Below are 16,692 nucleotides of genomic sequence, written 5' to 3' on the forward strand. Positions count from 1 at the left end.
GGTCGACGAGATGAGGCCGGTCGCCCCTGCGCGGGGCCGGTGTCGAGAGGAGCCCATCATGACGGTCACCCTGCTCAGCCGCGACGGGTGTGCGGCGTGTGCGCGCGCCGCCGACGAACTGGCGCGGATCTGTGCGGAGGAGGGCGTCGATCTCGAGGTCGTCGACGTCGATGCCGCCGCGGCGGACGGCGATGTCGGGTTGCGCGCGGAGTTCGGCGATCGACTGCCGGTGATCCTGCTCGACGGAGAGGAACACGGCTACTGGGAGGTCGACGAGGCCCGGCTGCGTGCCGATCTCGCCCGGCGCTGATCGTGGCCCGGGCGCGGAGATCGGCGGGGTCGTGCCCGGCCGCGACGTGACCCGGGTATACGCTGATCGGCATCGACGCGGGCGACGACGGCCGCCTGCCCGGGTGTGTGGGAGTGGGTGTGCGGCAGTGAGCGTCAGTTCGGAGTCCGGCGACATTCCCGACCCCACCGTCGCCCGTCTCGCGAGTTATCTCTACGTCCTGCGGTCCTTTTCCCGGCGCGGCGTTCTCGTCGCCTCCAGTGGCCAGCTGGCCACCGCTGCGGGCGTGAATCCGGCGATCCTGCGCAAGGATCTGTCGTATGTCGGGGCCAATGGCGTGCGTGGCGTCGGATACGACGTCGGCAAGCTCACCGCCCGCATCTCCATCGCGCTGCACACCGACACCATCGCCACCGTGGTCCTCGCCGGCGCAGGCCGTCTCGGGCGCGCGCTGCTCGCCCACACCGGTGTCGGACGCGGCTTCGTCGTCGCCGCACTGTTCGACGACGACCCCGACACCATCGGACGGCGACTGACCCCCGACACGCCGGTGGTGGCCGCGCTCGACGACATCGAGACCGTGTGCGCCGATCCGTCGCTCGGATCGGTCGACATCGGCGTGGTCGCCACCGCCGATGAGCACGCACAACGCGTCGCCGACGCGTTCGCCGCGGTCGGCGTGCGGCAGCTTCTCAATGTGACGCCGGTCGGGCTCGTCGTCGACTCCGATGTCGTCGTCCGGCAGGTTGATCTAGCCTTGGAATTGCAGGTATTGGCCTTCACGGCGTCGCGCGGCCCGCTCGGTGCCCGCAACGCCGATCAGTTGCGCGCAGTGGCGGACCGGTAGGGGATATGAAAACGGTGACGGCGTGAGTGTCTTGTTGTTCGGTGTTTCGCATCGGAGCGCACCCGTTGAGGTGCTCGAGCGGATCGCGGTCTCCGACCACGACCGGCCCAAACTGGTCGACGAACTGCTCGGTTCGCTGGCCATCTCCGAGGCGATGCTCGTCTCCACCTGCAACCGCGTCGAGATCTACGCCGTCGTCGACGCCTTCCACCCCGCGCTCGAGGCCGTCGGCAAGGTCATCGGCGACCACTCGGGCATGAGCGTCAACGACCTCACCCGCCACGCCTACGTCCGCTATTCCGAGGCCGCCGTCGAGCACCTGTTCACCGTCGCGGCCGGCCTCGACTCGCTCGTCGTCGGCGAACAGCAGATCCTCGGGCAGATTCGTAACGCCTACCTCGACGCCGACGCCAACCGCAGCACCGGCCGCGTGCTGCACGAACTGGCCCAGCAGGCGCTGCGGGTGGGCAAGCGCGTGCACACCGAAACCGGTATCGACCGGGCCGGTGCGTCGGTGGTGTCGGTGGCCCTGCACCGTGCCCAGTCGTTGCTCAACAGCCCCATGACCTCGGCGGTCGTCGTCGGCGCCGGGGCGATGGGCGGACTCGCGACCGCGCAACTCGCCCGCGAGGGCGTCACCCACCTGACCGTGGTGAACCGCACCGTGGCCAATGCCGAGCACCTGGCCGGCAATGTCACCGCCAACCACGGCATCGAGGTGGACGGCGTCGGCTTCGACGATCTGCCCGCGGTGATGGCCGACGCCGATGTCGTCGTCGCCTGTACCGGTTCGGTCGGCTCGGTGATCGGGGTCGGTGACGTGCATTCGGCGCTCGCCGCGCGCGGAGCCGACGCCGACAACCCGCTGGTCATCTGCGATCTGGGACTGCCGCGCAATGTCGATCCGGCCGCCGCGCGTCTGCCCGGCGTGCACGTCGTCGACATCGCCGGGCTCCGCGGGCACGCCGAGGCCAAGGCCGCCGAGGACGACACCCTCGCCGCCCGCTCGATCGTTGCGGGCGAACTCGCCGACTACCTCACCGCACAGCGTCAGGCCGAGGTCACCCCGACCGTTGCGGCGCTGCGGCAGCGGGCCGCCGACGTGGTGGAGGCCGAGATCCTGCGTCTGGAGACCAAACTCCCCGGGCTCGACGATCCGCAGCGCGACGAGGTCGCCAAGGCGGTGCGCCGGGTCGTCGACAAGCTGCTGCACGCGCCGACGGTGCGGGTCAAGCAACTCGCCTCGACGCCCGGTGGCGATCACTACGCCGAGGCGCTGCGTGAGCTGTTCGAGCTCAAACCGGGCTCGGCCGAGGCCGTCAGTGCTCCCGAGACCGGGCTGGGCCAGGCCGGGAGTGCACGTCACACCGGTCTCGATTCCACCCCCGATCAGGGAGAACGTTGAGCGATACGCAGAACCGGGCCGTCATCCGCGTCGGCACCCGGGGGTCGTTGCTGGCCCGCACCCAGACCCAGACCATCATCGACGCCCTCATCGCAGCCGGCCACCCGGCCGAATCGGTGATCATCAAGACCGCGGGCGACGCATCGGCGGCCCCGGTCGCCGAGATCGGCGTCGGCGTGTTCACCACCGCGCTGCGCAACGCCCTGCACGACGGGCGGATCGACGTCGCCGTGCACTCCTACAAGGATCTGCCCACCGCTCCAGATCCGGGGCTGGTCATCGCGGCCGTCCCGCCCCGCGAGGATCCGCGAGATGCCCTGGTCAGCAAGGGTGGACAGGTGCTCGGGGAGCTGCCGCCGGGATCCACGATCGGTACCTCGGCCCCGCGGCGGGCGGCACAGCTTAAAGCATTGGGTCTCGGTTTGGAAATCCGCCCCCTACGAGGCAACCTTGATTCTCGGTTGGGCAAAGTCGCCAGCGGCGAACTCGATGCGGTCGTCGTCGCGCGTGCCGGACTCGTTCGAATCGGAAGGGCCGATGAGGTCACCGAGGCGTTCGACCCGGTGGTCCTGTTGCCGGCACCGGCGCAGGGGGCGCTGGCCGTCGAGTGTCGCTCCGACGATGCCCAACTGGTGAGAACTCTCGCCGAGTTGGACGACGAGTCCACCCGTGCGTCGGTCGACGCCGAACGCGCGGTGCTCGCGGCGCTGGAAGCCGGGTGCACCGCTCCGGTCGGGGCGATCGCCGAGGTGGTCGAGTCGCTCGATGACGACGGGCGCATCTTCGTCGAACTGTCGCTACGGGCGGCGGTGGCGGCCGAGGACGGATCCGATGTGATCCGCGCTTCGGTGGTGGGTCCGGTGGATCGTGCCGACCAACTGGGTAGGGATCTCGCGGCCGAACTGCTGGAACTGGGAGCGGGCGAGCTCGTCGACTCTTCCTAGTTCCGGTGAGGAACACACAGCTCTCAGCGGATGAGGGCAGGAGAGTGCGAACGCATGAGCCGTACGACCAAGAAGGCCAATCCGGGGCGGATCTTTTTCGTGGGATCGGGCCCCGGGGACCCAGACCTGCTGACCGTCCGGGCGCGGAGCGTCATCACCTCCGCGACCACTGCCTACGTCGACCCCGACGTACCGGCCACGGTGGTCGCCATGATCGGTGCCGCGCACCGCGAGGAGCCCGCCGACGACCGGCGTAAACCGGCGAAGCAGACCGCAGAGAAAGCGGGCGCAGAGAAGTCGGGCGCAGAGAAGTCGGGCGCAGAGAAGTCGGGGTCCGACGTGGCCGCCGACGGCGCCGCGACCGAGGCCAAGCCCGCCGACTCCGAGTCGGCCGCCGACCAGCGCGTCGAGGCCGACCACGCCGATACCGATGCCGATCAGGTGGTTCGCCCGGCGCTCGGCGATCCCGGTGAGGTCGCCAAGACCCTCGTCGCGGCCGCCAAGGCCGGTGACGACGTGGTGCGCGTGGTCTCCGGGGACCCACTGACCACCGACTCGGTGCTCACCGAGGTCCATGCCGTGGCGCGCACCTCGGTCACCTTCGAGGTGTTGCCGGGCCTGCCCGCGGCTTCGGTGGTGCCCAGCTACGCCGGTATGCCGCTCGGCTCCAGTCACACCGTGGCCGACGTCCGCGCCGAGGGCGTCGACTGGGCGGCGCTGGCCGCGTCACCGGGACCGCTGGTGCTGCACGCGACGTCGGGGCACCTGGCCGAGACCGCAAGTGCACTGACCGAGCACGGGCTGGCCCCGCAGACACCGGTCGCGATCACCATCAACGGCACCACCTGCGCGCAGCGGACCATCGAGGCCACGCTGGCCACGCTCAACGAGCAGGGCAACGCGCTGACCGGTCCGTTGATCCTCACCGTGGGCAAGGTCGTCAGCCAGCGCGGCAAGCTCTCCTGGTGGGAGTCGCGCGCGCTCTACGGCTGGACGGTTCTGGTGCCGCGCACCAAGGATCAGGCCGCCGACATGAGTGAGCGCCTCGTCGGGCACGGCGCGATCCCGAAGGAAGTACCGACCATCGCGGTCGAGCCGCCGCGCAGTCCGGCTCAGATGGAAAGGGCCGTCAAGGGTTTGGTGGACGGACGCTACCAGTGGGTGGTGTTCACCTCCACCAACGCGGTGCGCGCGGTCTGGGAGAAGTTCGCCGAGTTCGGACTGGATGCGCGAGCGTTCTCCGGGGTCAAGATCGCCTGTGTCGGAGAGGCCACGGCCGAGCGGGTGCGGGCCTTCGGGATCAATCCCGAGCTCGTGCCGTCGGGGGAGCAGTCCTCACTCGGTCTACTCGAGGACTTCCCGCCGTATGACGACGTGTTCGATCCGGTGGACCGAATCCTGTTGCCGCGGGCCGATATCGCCACCGAGACCCTCTCGGAGGGACTGCGTGAGCGTGGCTGGGAGATCGACGACGTCACCGCCTATCGCACGGTGCGTGCGGCCCCGCCGCCCGCCGAGACCCGCGAGATGATCAAGACCGGCGGTTTCGATGCGGTCTGCTTCACCTCGAGCTCGACGGTCCGCAATCTCGTCGGTATCGCCGGAAAGCCGCACGCGCGCACCATCGTTGCGTGCATCGGTCCCAAGACCGCGGAAACGGCAACGGAATTCGGGCTTCGCGTCGACGTGCAGCCGGAGAACGCGTCCATTCCGGACCTCGTGGATGCACTCGCCGAGTACGCCGCCCGACTGCGGGCCGAGGGGGCGTTGCCCCCGCCGCGCAAGAAGTCGCGGCGGTCGCGGTCCTAGGAGGGTGACGATGGCCCCGGTGATCCGTCCCCGCCGACTGCGCACCAGTGCCGCGATGCGTCGTCTCGTCGCCGAGACCACGCTCGCGCCAAGCGATCTCGTGCTGCCGATGTTCGTCGCCGTCGGCATTGACGCCCCGCGTGAGATCACGTCCATGCCGGGCGTGGTCCAACACACCCTCGACTCGCTGCGCAAGGCGGCCGACGAGGCGGTGCGCGCCGGCGTCGGTGGGTTGATGCTGTTCGGGGTGCCCGCGGCCGGTGACAAGGATGCCGTGGGTTCGGGTGCCGACGACCCCGACGGTGTGCTCAACCGCGCGCTGTCGGAGCTGCGGTCGGATCTCGGTGATCGCACCGTGCTGATGGCCGACACGTGTCTCGACGAGTTCACCGACCACGGCCACTGCGGCGTCCTGGACGAGTCGGGTCGGGTCGACAACGACGCCACGCTCGAGCGGTACGTGTCGATGTCGTTGGCGCAGGCCCGATCCGGTGCTCATCTGCTCGGGCCGAGCGGGATGATGGACGGTCAGGTCGCGGCCATCCGTGAGGCGCTCGACGCGGAGGGCTTCACCGACACCGGCATTCTCGCCTACGCCGCCAAGTACGCGTCGGCGTTCTACGGGCCGTTCCGTGAGGCGGTGGGGTCGTCACTGCAGGGTGATCGGCGAACCTATCAGCAGGACGGTGCCAACCGGATCGAGGCGTTGCGCGAGGTGCGACTCGACCTCGACGAGGGCGCCGACATCGTCATGGTGAAGCCGGCGATGAGCTACCTCGACATCGTCCGCGACGTCGCCGAGATATCCGACGTTCCCGTTGCCGCCTACCAGATCTCGGGTGAGTATTCGATGATCACCGCCGCCGCCGAACGCGGCTGGATCGACCGCGATGCCGCGATTCTGGAGTCGCTCACCTCGATCCGACGTGCGGGCGCCAAGATCATCCTGACCTATTGGGCCGCGGAGGTTGCCGCGCGGTTGGGTTGAGCGCGCTCTCCGGTCCTGCCGTGAGTACGCCACGGCAGGACCTGCGGTTCACCCGTGGTTACCGGTCGCGCGGTGCGACGAGGTCGCCGAGTAGAGCCATCAGTGCGTGCGTCAGATTCACCACCACCATGCTTGCGCCTGCTTCCAGTGACGTCCGTACCTGCTCGGCACCGCCGACGATGTCCATCCGCAGACGACCTGCGTCGGCAACCGACCGATGGATCCGGTCGAGTTCAGCGGCGAGCGCCGGATCAGCGCTGGATTCGAGGCCCATCGAGATCGCGAGATCCGCGGGCCCGCAGAGCACACCGTCGATTCCTGCCACCGCCAGGATCTCCGGGGCGCTCGCGCAGCCCGCACGGGATTCGATCATCACGATCGTCAACGTCGTGTCGGCGTCGGCGTGCAGATGCTCGCCTGCGCTGACCGTGCCGAATCGCCCGGCCCGACCGTAGGTGGCGAATCCACGATCACCGACCGGTGGATACCGGGTGGCGGTGACCACCGCGCGCGCGTGCTCCGCCGTGTCGACGTGCGGCACCACCACTCCGGAAGCCCCCAGATCGAGGACGCGTTGGATGAGTGCGGTCTCGTGCTGACCCACCCGGACCAGCACATCGACCCCGTGCACCTGCGCCGCGGTGATGTGGGCTCGCAGCTGTACCTGGTCGGCGGGACCGTGTTCACAATCGATGAGGATGTAATCCATCCCGGCGACAGCAGCCATCTCGACGAGTTCCTCCGAAGGCATGCGGGTGAGCACACCGACGACCTGCTCACCTGCCTGCAGACGACTCTTGAGTGTCGGCCGGCTCATCGGGCCACCATCCCTGCCGACAAATCGATGTCGGCGCCACACAGCCCCGACATCGTGAGCATCGCAATCACCGAAGCGGCGACCTCGTCTTCGGTCACCATGCGCCCCAACGCGGCTCGCGAGACGAAGTTTGCCTGCGCCTCGGCGTAACTCATGCCGGTGCGCTCCGCTTCCCTCGAGAAGTTCCGGTGCATGCGCGGGCCGTCGACGGGACCCGGGGACAGTGAGTTGACGCGGACACCGTAGGGCCCCACCTCCGTGGCCAATGTGCTCGTCAGTCCGATGACCGCCATCTTCGACGCACAGTAGGGGGTGCGTCCGGTCAGGGGTCGCTTCCCCGACACGGATGCGAGATTGATGACGTCCCCATGAGCCCTGGCGATCATCCCCGGCAGGAATTCACGGCACACGAGGTAGGTGCCGCGCACATTCACCGCGAACACCTCGTCCCAGTCGTCGACGGCGACGTCGACGAGATCGGCGACGGGTCCTGCGACGCCGGCGTTGTTGATCAGGATCGACACCTCGGTGTCGGCGAGCTCGGCACCGAGCCGGGTGACCTGGAGTGGATCGGAGACATCGCAGGTCGTGGTGCGCCGGATCAGCGGATGGCGCGTGGTGACCGCATCGAGTGCAGCCGGGTCCCGTCCGGTCACGACGACCTGCGCCCCGTAGGCGGCGAGGGCGCATGCGATGGCCGCTCCGAGGCCGCTCCCGCCGCCGGTGACCAATGCGGTCCGGCCGGCCACCGCGGTCTGCGCCGGCCGATTCTCGGAGGCGACCGTCATCGGGTCGCCGCGCTCAGGGCGTTCGACCAGGGCAGTTCCACGCCGGTGTACTTGGCGGCGCGGACGTCGCCCGAACGAGCATGGCCCTCGAACAGCTCGACGCGCGCCGCGCGCCCGCAGACCTCACCGAGGTGCGCACTCGAGTCGGTGTTGCGCACCTCTGAGTACGTGACGGTCTTGAGGTACTTACCCACCCACAGGCCGCCGGTGTAGCGGGCAGCACCGCGCGTGGGCAGTACGTGATTCGTGCCGATGACTTTGTCGCCGTAAGAGACACACGTCCCCTCGCCGAGGAACAACCCGCCGTAGTTGCGCATGGTTGTCAGGGCCTCGCGCGGTTCGGCGGTGAGTACTTCGACGTGCTCGCTCGCGCGGGCGTCGGCAACGGTGTACGCCTCCGCGAGATCGTCGACGATGATGACCTCGCCGTGGTTGCGCCAGGCGGGCTCGGCGAAGTCCTTGGTGGGCATGTCGACCAGTAGCTTGTCGATGTGGTCGACGACCCGGGCACCGAGGTCTGCCGACGTGGTGACGAGTACCGCGGGCGAATCCGGCCCGTGCTCGGCCTGCGACAGCAGATCGACCGCCACGACAAAGGGGTCGGCGGTCTCGTCGGCGATGACGAGGATCTCGGTGGGACCGGCGAACAGGTCGATGCCGATCTCGCCGAACAGCTGGCGCTTTGCCTCGGCCACATAGGCATTGCCCGGTCCGGCGATCAGATCGACCCGCTCGATCGTCTCGGTTCCGGCGGCCAGGGCCCCGACCGCCTGAACTCCACCGAGAAGGTAGATCTCGTCCGCGCCCGCGAGGTGCATCGCTGCTACGGTCGCGGCTGGGATCTCACCACGGATCGGAGGGGTGCATGCGGCGACGCTAGTTCTCCGGCGTCCAGTGATCGAAGGTTGCCGACCATTCACGAACGGCGGCGTCGCCGCGATCACGGATGTCGTCGAGGATCGCGGTGACGCGGCTGCTCACCTCGGTGCGGTCCGCTCGCGGGTTGGGCTGGGCTGTCGGGGATTTCACTATGGTAGGCATCAGATCTCCTGTAGTTCTGGGGAATCGGTGAGGTGACTGCGGATGAGTTGTGCCAGTCGGTCGGGGCGGTCCCAGGTGCACAGATGTCCGGCATCGACGGACGCCAGCCGGGCGCCGGGGACGGCATCGGCGATCCGCTGGTGATAACGCGGAGGGCAGAGCACGTCGTGGGAGGCAGAGATCACCAGGGTGGGACGGTGCACCCTCGTCAGATGTGCGAGTGCGTCGGATCGAGTCGACTGGGCGGCCAGTTGCGCGCGGAACGTTGTCGGTCCGACCCGACGTGCCATCTCGACGAACCGCTCGACCTGTGCACGGCTCGGACGGGCGTCGGCGAACATGGTGGGCGCGATGTCCTCGCGCACGATTGTCTCGAAATCACCTGCGACGGTACGAGCGGCGTGCGAGCGCCACGCGGACAGTTGGTGGGGTGTCGGTGCGGAGGCGTTGGTGGAGATGGCGCAGAATCCGATGACTCGGTGTGGGGCTCGCCGGAGTATCTCGAATCCGACGATCGCACCGAGGCTCAGCCCAGCGAGGACGAAGGTATTCGGTGCGGTGTCGAGAACCTCGTCTGCCATGCCGGCGATTGTTGGGCGGGTCAGTGGTGGGAGGGAGTGCGCTCCGAGGGCCGGGGCGATGTCGATCCACGTCTCTTCGTCGCACAGCATGCCGGGGATGAGGATGACGGGGGGACCGGTCATGGGGAGGGCACCAGATCTGCCGGAGCCACATACCCATTGGGATCGATGGCCAGTCCCGCGTCCCCGGCGGCCTTGACGACCTCGTCGTCCCACTCGATGCGGACGCGGCCGTCGCCGCTGGTCACCATCAACAACATGCCGGTGTCCGCACCGACGCTGCGGATCTCCCGAAACGCATTGGGCGGCACCGAGAGCATGTCCCACTCGGCGAGACGAACCGATCGGGTGTCCGGTCCGCGATTGACGGTGACCTCCCATTCGCCGCTGTACACCATCAGGACCGTGCTCTGCGAGTGCCGATGCATCGAGATACCCTGCCCGCGAACAGCTCTGAGCCATGAAACCGAATGACCGTGAGGATGGACTATTCGCGGAAGCTGATCGCGGTCCTCGGTCATGCCGAATCCGATCACCGATCCCAGTTCGGTGCTGCCACCCGGCAGAGCCGAGTCCAGGAATGCCCGGTTCGACCAGGTGATGTTTTCGGGCGTGGCGATCCGAGCGGCCATCTGATCCACCGAATACTTTGGCAGGGAATCGATCTGGTGCGGGGTCAGCGGGGTGACGAGTTCACTGTCGTCGGGGAGCGGATCGCCTGCGACGGTGTCGACGAGGCGACCGTCCGCGGTGAGATACAGTCCATGGCCCTTGGCCTCCTCGAGAACCGAGGGGCCCCAGATGATCCCACCGGTGCGGTCCATGCCGAGGACGGTGAACAGAATGCCGTCGTCGGGGCCGATGTTGGTGAAACCCCGGAAGATCCACGTGGGAATCGACGCGATCTGACCTTCGCGGAGGACGAGCTCGCCCTCCGAGCCATCAGCGCCCCATCTCAGGAGGTACTCCCCCTGGAAGCACAGGAAGACCTCGGCGGTGAAGTGCAGGTGCAGATTGTTGGTAACCCCCCGGGGCATGGCGGCCGCGCCGATCTGGAATCCGTGCGGCTCGGTCAGATTCACCACCTGGCCGGCATTCTGGCTCACGCCGCGCCCGATCATCGAGTAGTTGCGCTTCTGGTCGGAGCCGGGAGTGCGGCAGTCGATGAATGCCTGGTTGCAGGAGACGAAATCGGTGCGCAGGATCGTGCGCCGACGCAGCTCCTCGTCACTGACGACGAGTTCGGTGGACATGGTGTGGCTCCCATTCGATCGTGATCGGTTGTGCCCGGAGGTGGACGGAGGCGTCTTGTCGAGCCGGGGGTGAGATTACTCGGCAAGCGATGATTTATACGTATGCATTGTTGCGCTGAGATGGTGCCCGCGTCAACCCCCAAGCCCGGAATCGGTGCGGGTTCGGCTCAAAGAAACTGATGTGCACGAGTTTTGGCTTCGGTCGGAGAAGGGACGGGTCGTAGGCCTGTTGTCGCCGAAGGTGTGGGTAGGCTTGCACCGCATAAGCAATTCATTCGCGTGCACCGACGACAGAGATTGTTTCGAGGAGTGTCATGGCCATCACGAGTCGCGACGTGGCGAGGCTCGCCGGCGTGTCCCAGCCGACGGTGTCACGTGCCCTGCGCGGTGACCCGCGAGTGGCCGAGGCGACCAAGAAGCGGGTGGCCGAGGCGGTCGCGGCCCTGGGATATGTACCCAGTGAAGCGGGTCGGAGTTTGGTCACGCGGACCACGCGACGGATCGGCATCGTCGTCACGGATCTGACCAACCCGTTTTATCCGCAGCTCATCGGACCTCTTCACGACGAACTCGGCGCACTCGGTTATCGCGTCATGGCATTCACCGAGCGGTCCGACAGCTTGTCGGCGGTCGAGCACCTGGTGGATGGGTCGGTCGATGGGGTCGTGTTGCTGACGACGACGATCGGATCACCACTACCGGCCGAGTTGGCCCGGCGGGGGGTGCCGTTCGTGTGTTTGAACCGCGAGTCGGGAACGGGTCTCGGCGATGCTGCGGTCGTCGACAATGCCGCAGGTGGCAGGTCTGCCGCGGAGCATCTCGTCACGCTCGGACATCGTCGTATCGCGGGGATCTTCGGGCCGGAGGACACGAGTACCGGTCGCGATCGCGAGCAGGGATTTCGGCTTGCGCTTGCCGATGCAGGCATCGGGATTCCCTCCGGACTCAGTAGTCACGGACCCTTCGATTTCGACACCGGCCATCGGGAGATGCTGCGTCTGCTGTCGATGGAATCGCGGCCCACAGCGGTCTTCTGCGGCAATGATGTGGTCGCCATCGGCGCTCTCAACGCCGCGATCGCGGCGGGGGTCGACGTGCCGGGCGAGATCAGCGTGATCGGCTTCGATGACATCCCGATGGCCTCGTGGGAGGTCTTCGAACTCACGACAATCGGTCATGATCTGGCCGAGATGGCGGCCTCGGCCGCTCGATTGCTCGTCGATCGGCTCACCGCCGACGGACAAGCCGGTCCGCCGCGACGGATTGTGTCGGTGCCAACTCTCGTCGCGCGTCGGACCACCGGGCCTGCTACGCAGCGCTGAGAAGGCAATCTGACACATGCGTATGTGCCTGGCGCACCGCCTGTGAAGGCAAGCCTCTTTCGTTGAGAAGTACAGGTAGATCGCTATTGCTTCGATGTTCGGGGAATTCGTGATCAGCCCTTGCGTGCGTTCGATTCATACGTATACACTCTCTCGTTGAGACGCCCGTCACACCGGCCGTCCGCACTGTGTCCACCGCGGTGCCCGCCGGTTCGCCCACAGTCATCCGGACGTCGGCCGCCGCCTCACGAGGCGCGGCACACTTCGAAAGGTGAGTCCATGATCTCCACACCGCCACCCGCCACACCCCCACCCTCCCCGAGTCCGATCACGAGAACCCCGCTGCTCGAGGCCAAGGCCCTCTGCAAGAGCTACGGCCATGTCGAGGTTCTTCGTGGCGTTGACTTCACGGTCTATCCCGGTGAGGTCACCGCGCTGATCGGCGACAACGGCGCCGGTAAGAGCACTCTGGTCAAGACGCTGTCGGGGGTCGTTGCACCCGACAGTGGCGAATTGTTGCTCAACGGTAGGCCGACCACCATCGACTCCCCTTTGCACGCACGGGAACTCGGGATCGAGACGGTTTATCAGGACCTTGCCCTGGCTCCTGAACTCAGTGCCGCGGACAACGCCTTCATCGGACGGGAACTCCTCAAGCCCGGTGTGCTCGGTCGGCTCGGTGTCCTCGACAAGGCCACGATGCGAACGCGTGCCAGGGATGCATTCCGTTCTCTCGGAACCGAACTCAAAGACCTCGACGCACCGATCGCCGCACTGTCGGGTGGGCAGCGTCAATCGGTCGCAATCTGCCGGTCGGCAATGTGGGCGCGGCACTTGGTCTTCATGGACGAACCCACGGCAGCACTGGGCGTTGTGCAGACCCGGAAAGTCTTGCAACTGATCCGACGGGTCGCCGACACCGGGATCGCGGTGGTGTTCATCAGTCACAACATGCCCGAAGTCCTCGAGGTCGCCGACCGCGTACAGGTTCTCCGGCTGGGGCGGCGGGTCGCCGACCTCACCGCGAACGAGTGCGACGTCGATGATCTCGTGGGGGCCATGACCGGCGCACTGGACGGAGTTGCGTGATGAGCACCCAGAATACTGCACCCGCCACGTCGAAGGCCACCACTCCCGCCGGAGTGGGTGAGGCCGTGGTCACCACCGACATCCCGGAGCTCAACGGGACGAACGGCCTTCGCGCACAACGGATTCTCCGGAAACTGAAGACCTCGACGCCCGCGTACATGTTTGGCGTGATGGTACTGCTGTTCATCGCCTTCAGCCTCCTCGCGCCCGATGCCTTCCCGACGTTCATCAACGTGCGCAACATCCTCACCGATGGCTCGACGCTGCTCGTCCTCGCGGTCGGCGTCACCTTCGTCATGGTTGCCGGCGGTATCGACCTGTCCATCGGGTCGGTGTTGGTCTTCGCCAACGTCGCCGCGGCCAAGGTCATGACGGCGATGGGCACCGACAACGCCTTCACGGTGGTCGTGGGAACCGTGGTCGCCCTGGCGTGCGGAATCGGTTGGGGAATCTTCAACGGGTTGTGTATCACCAAACTCCGTGTGCCCGCACTGATCACCACGCTGGGCACCCTCGGGGCCGTCCTGGGGTTGGCCAATCTCCTCGTCGACGGCAACGACATCAGTGATCTTCCGACCTCGATGATCTCGCTGACCACCAGTCGAGTGCTCGGTCTGAGTCCCCTGATCTGGGTTGCGGTCATCGTCGTCGTCCTCGGCGCTGCGGTTCTCGCCTTCACCCGTTTCGGGCGGCACACCTACGTTGTCGGTTCCAATGAGGAGGCTGCTCGCCGCGCCGGTATCCACGTCGATCGGCACCTGATCAAGCTCTATGCGCTGAGCGGGTTGCTCGCCGGTCTCGCCGGGATGCTGTCGCTGATTCGGTTCGACACCACCACCCTGTCCGGCCACACCACCGACTTCCTGGCGGTCATCACCGGTGTCGTCCTCGGCGGTATCAGTCTCTTCGGCGGTATCGGAACGGTCGGCGGCGCAGTCATCGGCATCTTCATCTCGACGATGCTCATCAACGGTTTCACGATCATCAACGTCCAGCCGTTCTGGCAACAGGTCGCGATCGGATTCATCCTCATCGTCGCGGTATACATCGACCAGCTCAAGCGGCGCAGCCGTGAGCGCGGGTAGGGCGATCGGCATGACTCGGCAGACAGCCATGCGGCGCACGCAGGTCGCCGCTGCGATGATCCTGGCCGGCGCGCTCACCGTTCTGCTCGCCGCCTGCGGGGGTCAGTCCTCGGCAACACCCACCGGTCAGCCCGCAGGCAAACGTGTGGTCTACATCCCCGGCCTGACCGGCAACCCGTTCTACACCAGCGTGTCCTGCGGAGCCGCCCAGCGTGCACAGCAGGTCGGGATCGACTACGCGACCCAAGGGGCAGCAGAATTCTCGGTACCTCTGCAAACCCAGATCGTGGAAGCGGTCTCCGCGAGCAAACCCGCGGCCATCATGATCGCGGTCACGAGTCCGAAGGCCATGATCGCTCCTCTGCTCCAGGCCAAACGCGACGGCATCAAGGTCATCACCATCGACGGAGACCTCACCGACAAGTCGATCGCACTGACCAACATCGAGTCCGACAACTACAAGGGCGGGCAGATGGCCGGCGAGAAGATGGCACAGCTGATCGGCGGTAAGGGCGACGTCGTCGACATCGACAGTGCGTCGGGCTCGGTGGTGGCGGAGGCGCGACGTCAGGGATTCGTCGATGCGATCGCCAAATATCCGGGAATTCACTTCATCGGAGTCCAGTACAGCGAGAACTCACAGGCGAATGCTGCGCAGATCGCAGCGACCCTCGCCAGCTCGAATCCGAATCTCGCAGGCATCTATGCACAATCGACCAACAACACCGCCGGTGCCATCACAGGGCTCCGAGAGGTCGGCAAGACGAACAAGGTCAAGCTCGTCGGATTCGACGTCTCCGATCCCATCATCGACGCCCTGAAAGCCGGTCAGATCGAGGCCACCATCCTGCAGGACCCGATATCGGCCGGACGTCTCGGCATCGATTCGGCTGTGGCCGCGATCGAAGGGCGGCCGGTCCCGCGTGACCAGCGACCGACGTTCGCTGTCGCCACGCCGGACAACCTCACCACGCCGGCCGTCGCCTCCCATTTGTACAAAACCCACTGCTGATCGCCGATCGGCGCTCCCGACCCGACCACCAACGAAGGAACACACCTCATGAAGTTCACTCCGGCCCGCCTCGCCGAACTCGACGGCCGGTTCCGGTTCATCAAGCAACCTGAGCTGGATCATCCTGCCGCACAGCGTGACCCGAAGGTCATCGAGACCGTCTCGACGATGCTGTCCAGCATCGAGAAGGGAGGAATCGACGCGGTCCGCCGATACGCGGCAGACCTCGACGGTTACGACGCACCCGACTTTCTCGTGTCCGCCGCCGACCTCGCCGCGGCCGGCGAGAGCCTACCGACTGAATTGCGCACCGCGCTCGAGCTGGGCTCGGAACGCACCAAGGCCTTTGCTCGCGAAAGCCGGTCGCATCTGGTCGATTTCGAGATCCAGTTGGCGGAGGGGCTCGTCACCGGGCAGCGATACGTACCGATCTCCCGGGTCGGCGCCTACGTTCCGGCGGGCCGATTCCCGTTGCTGGCCGGCGCCTTCATGACCGTCGGGGTGGCCAAGGTCGCAGACGTGCCGACCGTCGTGGCCTGCACCCCACCACGTCGTGACGGTACCGCCGATCCGGCCGTGCTGTACTCGGCGTATCTGTCCGGTGCCGATCAGGTCTTCGTTCTCGGCGGTGTGCAAGCCCTCGCGGCCATGGCGTTCGGTCTCCTCGGTGATCATCCCGTCGACATGATCGTCGGTGCGGGCAATGCCTATGTCGCCGAGGCAAAGCGACAGTTGTTCGGCACGGTCGCGATCGATCTACTGGCCGGTCCGTCGGAGGTGGCGGTGATCGCCGACGAGACCGCAGACGCGGCGACGGTGGCCGCAGACCTGCTCGGGCAGGCCGAGCACGGCACGGAATCGCCTGCGGCCCTGGTCACCACCTCCGAAGAACTCGCCCACGAGGTGATCGCGCAGGTGCAGGCGCAGCTCGCCGAACTCAAGACAGCCGAGATCGCCGGACCCGCCTGGCGCGATCACGGATCGGTCACCTGGGCGCAGGACCGGGAGACCGCGATTGCGCTGATGGACGATCTTGCCCCCGAACACCTCGAGATCCAGACCGCAGACGACGACTACTACCACGACAATCTACGCAATTACGGGTCGATCTTCCTCGGCCCGTGGAGCACGGTTGCCTACTCCGACAAAGGCATGGCCGGCACCAACCACGTGCTGCCGACCGCGGGCGGAGCCCGTCACAGCGCAGGACTGTCGGTGTCGCGATACCTGAAACCGCTTACTTATCAACGTGTTTCCCGGGAGGCGACCCCGTCCGCTGCAGGTGCTGTGGAGACGATCGCGCACTACGAGGGGATGGCCGCCCACGAGGCCACGGCGACCATCCGACTCAATGCCTGGCGCAAATCGGCGGCCAAGTGAGAATGTCGAAGAACGGAACGAACCCTCTGTCCGACACCGAAC

The 16,692-nt window shown here is 66.8% G+C and carries 17 protein-coding genes; 11 read left to right on the forward strand and 6 right to left on the reverse strand.

All coding sequences use genetic code 11. From position 1 onward, the window contains the following. The first annotated feature begins 58 nt into the window (after positions 1–58). From AC5ZH6_RS05325 to hemB, 6 genes are all read left to right on the forward strand, one after another. Entirely contained in the window at positions 59–310 is a 252-nt protein-coding gene (locus AC5ZH6_RS05325; protein ID WP_006372720.1) for a glutaredoxin family protein, read from the forward strand. 127 nt (positions 311–437) lie between these two features. Then, complete coding sequence (locus tag AC5ZH6_RS05330) at positions 438–1,136, forward strand: redox-sensing transcriptional repressor Rex (protein ID WP_006372719.1); 699 nt, start codon at positions 438–440, stop codon at positions 1,134–1,136. Between the two features lie 22 nt (positions 1,137–1,158). Next, positions 1,159–2,541, forward strand: coding sequence for a glutamyl-tRNA reductase (locus AC5ZH6_RS05335; RefSeq protein ID WP_020172274.1), 1,383 nt, complete (start codon positions 1,159–1,161; stop codon positions 2,539–2,541). Further along, positions 2,538–3,485 (forward strand): hydroxymethylbilane synthase, encoded by a 948-nt coding sequence (hemC, locus tag AC5ZH6_RS05340; RefSeq protein ID WP_006372717.1) that lies wholly within the window; start codon positions 2,538–2,540, stop codon positions 3,483–3,485. Before AC5ZH6_RS05335 ends, hemC begins: the two co-directional genes overlap by 4 nt. Positions 3,486–3,539: 54 nt before the next feature. After that, positions 3,540–5,294 carry a bifunctional uroporphyrinogen-III C-methyltransferase/uroporphyrinogen-III synthase gene (locus tag AC5ZH6_RS05345; protein WP_496168574.1) on the forward strand — a complete coding sequence of 585 codons (1,755 nt, stop codon included), beginning with the start codon at positions 3,540–3,542 and terminating at the stop codon, positions 5,292–5,294. 10 nt (positions 5,295–5,304) lie between these two features. Next, the gene (gene hemB / locus AC5ZH6_RS05350) at positions 5,305–6,282 is read left to right on the forward strand and encodes a porphobilinogen synthase (protein WP_006372715.1); all 978 of its coding nucleotides are present in this window, start codon (positions 5,305–5,307) and stop codon (positions 6,280–6,282) included. A gap of 58 nt (positions 6,283–6,340) precedes the next feature. Here the strand turns inward: hemB and AC5ZH6_RS05355 are convergent, their stop codons facing one another. From AC5ZH6_RS05355 to AC5ZH6_RS05380, 6 genes are read right to left on the reverse strand one after another with little or no spacing between them, the layout of a single operon-like run. Continuing rightward, positions 6,341–7,099, reverse strand: a complete 759-nt coding sequence (locus AC5ZH6_RS05355; protein ID WP_006372714.1) for an HpcH/HpaI aldolase family protein — start codon at positions 7,097–7,099, stop codon at positions 6,341–6,343. Then, the gene (locus tag AC5ZH6_RS05360; protein WP_265077495.1) at positions 7,096–7,887 is read right to left on the reverse strand and encodes an SDR family NAD(P)-dependent oxidoreductase; all 792 of its coding nucleotides are present in this window, start codon (positions 7,885–7,887) and stop codon (positions 7,096–7,098) included. Before AC5ZH6_RS05360 ends, AC5ZH6_RS05355 begins: the two co-directional genes overlap by 4 nt. Then, the gene (gene hisD / locus AC5ZH6_RS05365) at positions 7,884–8,705 is read right to left on the reverse strand and encodes a histidinol dehydrogenase (protein ID WP_496168575.1); all 822 of its coding nucleotides are present in this window, start codon (positions 8,703–8,705) and stop codon (positions 7,884–7,886) included. The genes AC5ZH6_RS05360 and hisD (AC5ZH6_RS05365) overlap by 4 nt, the downstream gene beginning before the upstream one ends. A gap of 58 nt (positions 8,706–8,763) precedes the next feature. Then, positions 8,764–8,928: a hypothetical protein gene (locus AC5ZH6_RS05370; RefSeq protein WP_496168576.1), complete on the reverse strand. Its 165-nt coding sequence runs from the start codon at positions 8,926–8,928 to the stop codon at positions 8,764–8,766. Continuing rightward, positions 8,928–9,632: an alpha/beta fold hydrolase gene (locus AC5ZH6_RS05375; RefSeq protein ID WP_496168578.1), complete on the reverse strand. Its 705-nt coding sequence runs from the start codon at positions 9,630–9,632 to the stop codon at positions 8,928–8,930. Before AC5ZH6_RS05375 ends, AC5ZH6_RS05370 begins: the two co-directional genes overlap by 1 nt. Further along, positions 9,629–10,762, reverse strand: coding sequence for a cupin domain-containing protein (locus AC5ZH6_RS05380; RefSeq protein WP_496168580.1), 1,134 nt, complete (start codon positions 10,760–10,762; stop codon positions 9,629–9,631). The genes AC5ZH6_RS05375 and AC5ZH6_RS05380 overlap by 4 nt, the downstream gene beginning before the upstream one ends. A gap of 314 nt (positions 10,763–11,076) precedes the next feature. Between AC5ZH6_RS05380 and AC5ZH6_RS05385 the strand changes: the two genes are divergently transcribed. The 5 genes from AC5ZH6_RS05385 (at position 11,077) to hisD (AC5ZH6_RS05405) (ending at position 16,650) form a co-directional block, all read left to right on the forward strand. After that, entirely contained in the window at positions 11,077–12,084 is a 1,008-nt protein-coding gene (locus AC5ZH6_RS05385) for a LacI family DNA-binding transcriptional regulator (protein WP_496168582.1), read from the forward strand. Between the two features lie 279 nt (positions 12,085–12,363). Beyond that, the gene (locus AC5ZH6_RS05390; protein ID WP_276115016.1) at positions 12,364–13,173 is read left to right on the forward strand and encodes an ATP-binding cassette domain-containing protein; all 810 of its coding nucleotides are present in this window, start codon (positions 12,364–12,366) and stop codon (positions 13,171–13,173) included. After that, entirely contained in the window at positions 13,173–14,258 is a 1,086-nt protein-coding gene (locus AC5ZH6_RS05395) for an ABC transporter permease (RefSeq protein ID WP_006372707.1), read from the forward strand. The genes AC5ZH6_RS05390 and AC5ZH6_RS05395 overlap by 1 nt, the downstream gene beginning before the upstream one ends. A gap of 10 nt (positions 14,259–14,268) precedes the next feature. Next, positions 14,269–15,270, forward strand: a complete 1,002-nt coding sequence (locus tag AC5ZH6_RS05400) for an ABC transporter substrate-binding protein (protein WP_496168584.1) — start codon at positions 14,269–14,271, stop codon at positions 15,268–15,270. A 48-nt stretch (positions 15,271–15,318) separates the two neighbouring features. Then, complete coding sequence (hisD, locus tag AC5ZH6_RS05405; RefSeq protein WP_496168586.1) at positions 15,319–16,650, forward strand: histidinol dehydrogenase; 1,332 nt, start codon at positions 15,319–15,321, stop codon at positions 16,648–16,650. The last annotated feature ends 42 nt before the right edge of the window (positions 16,651–16,692 follow it).

This window comes from Gordonia sp. YC-XJ4 (assembly GCF_059511865.1).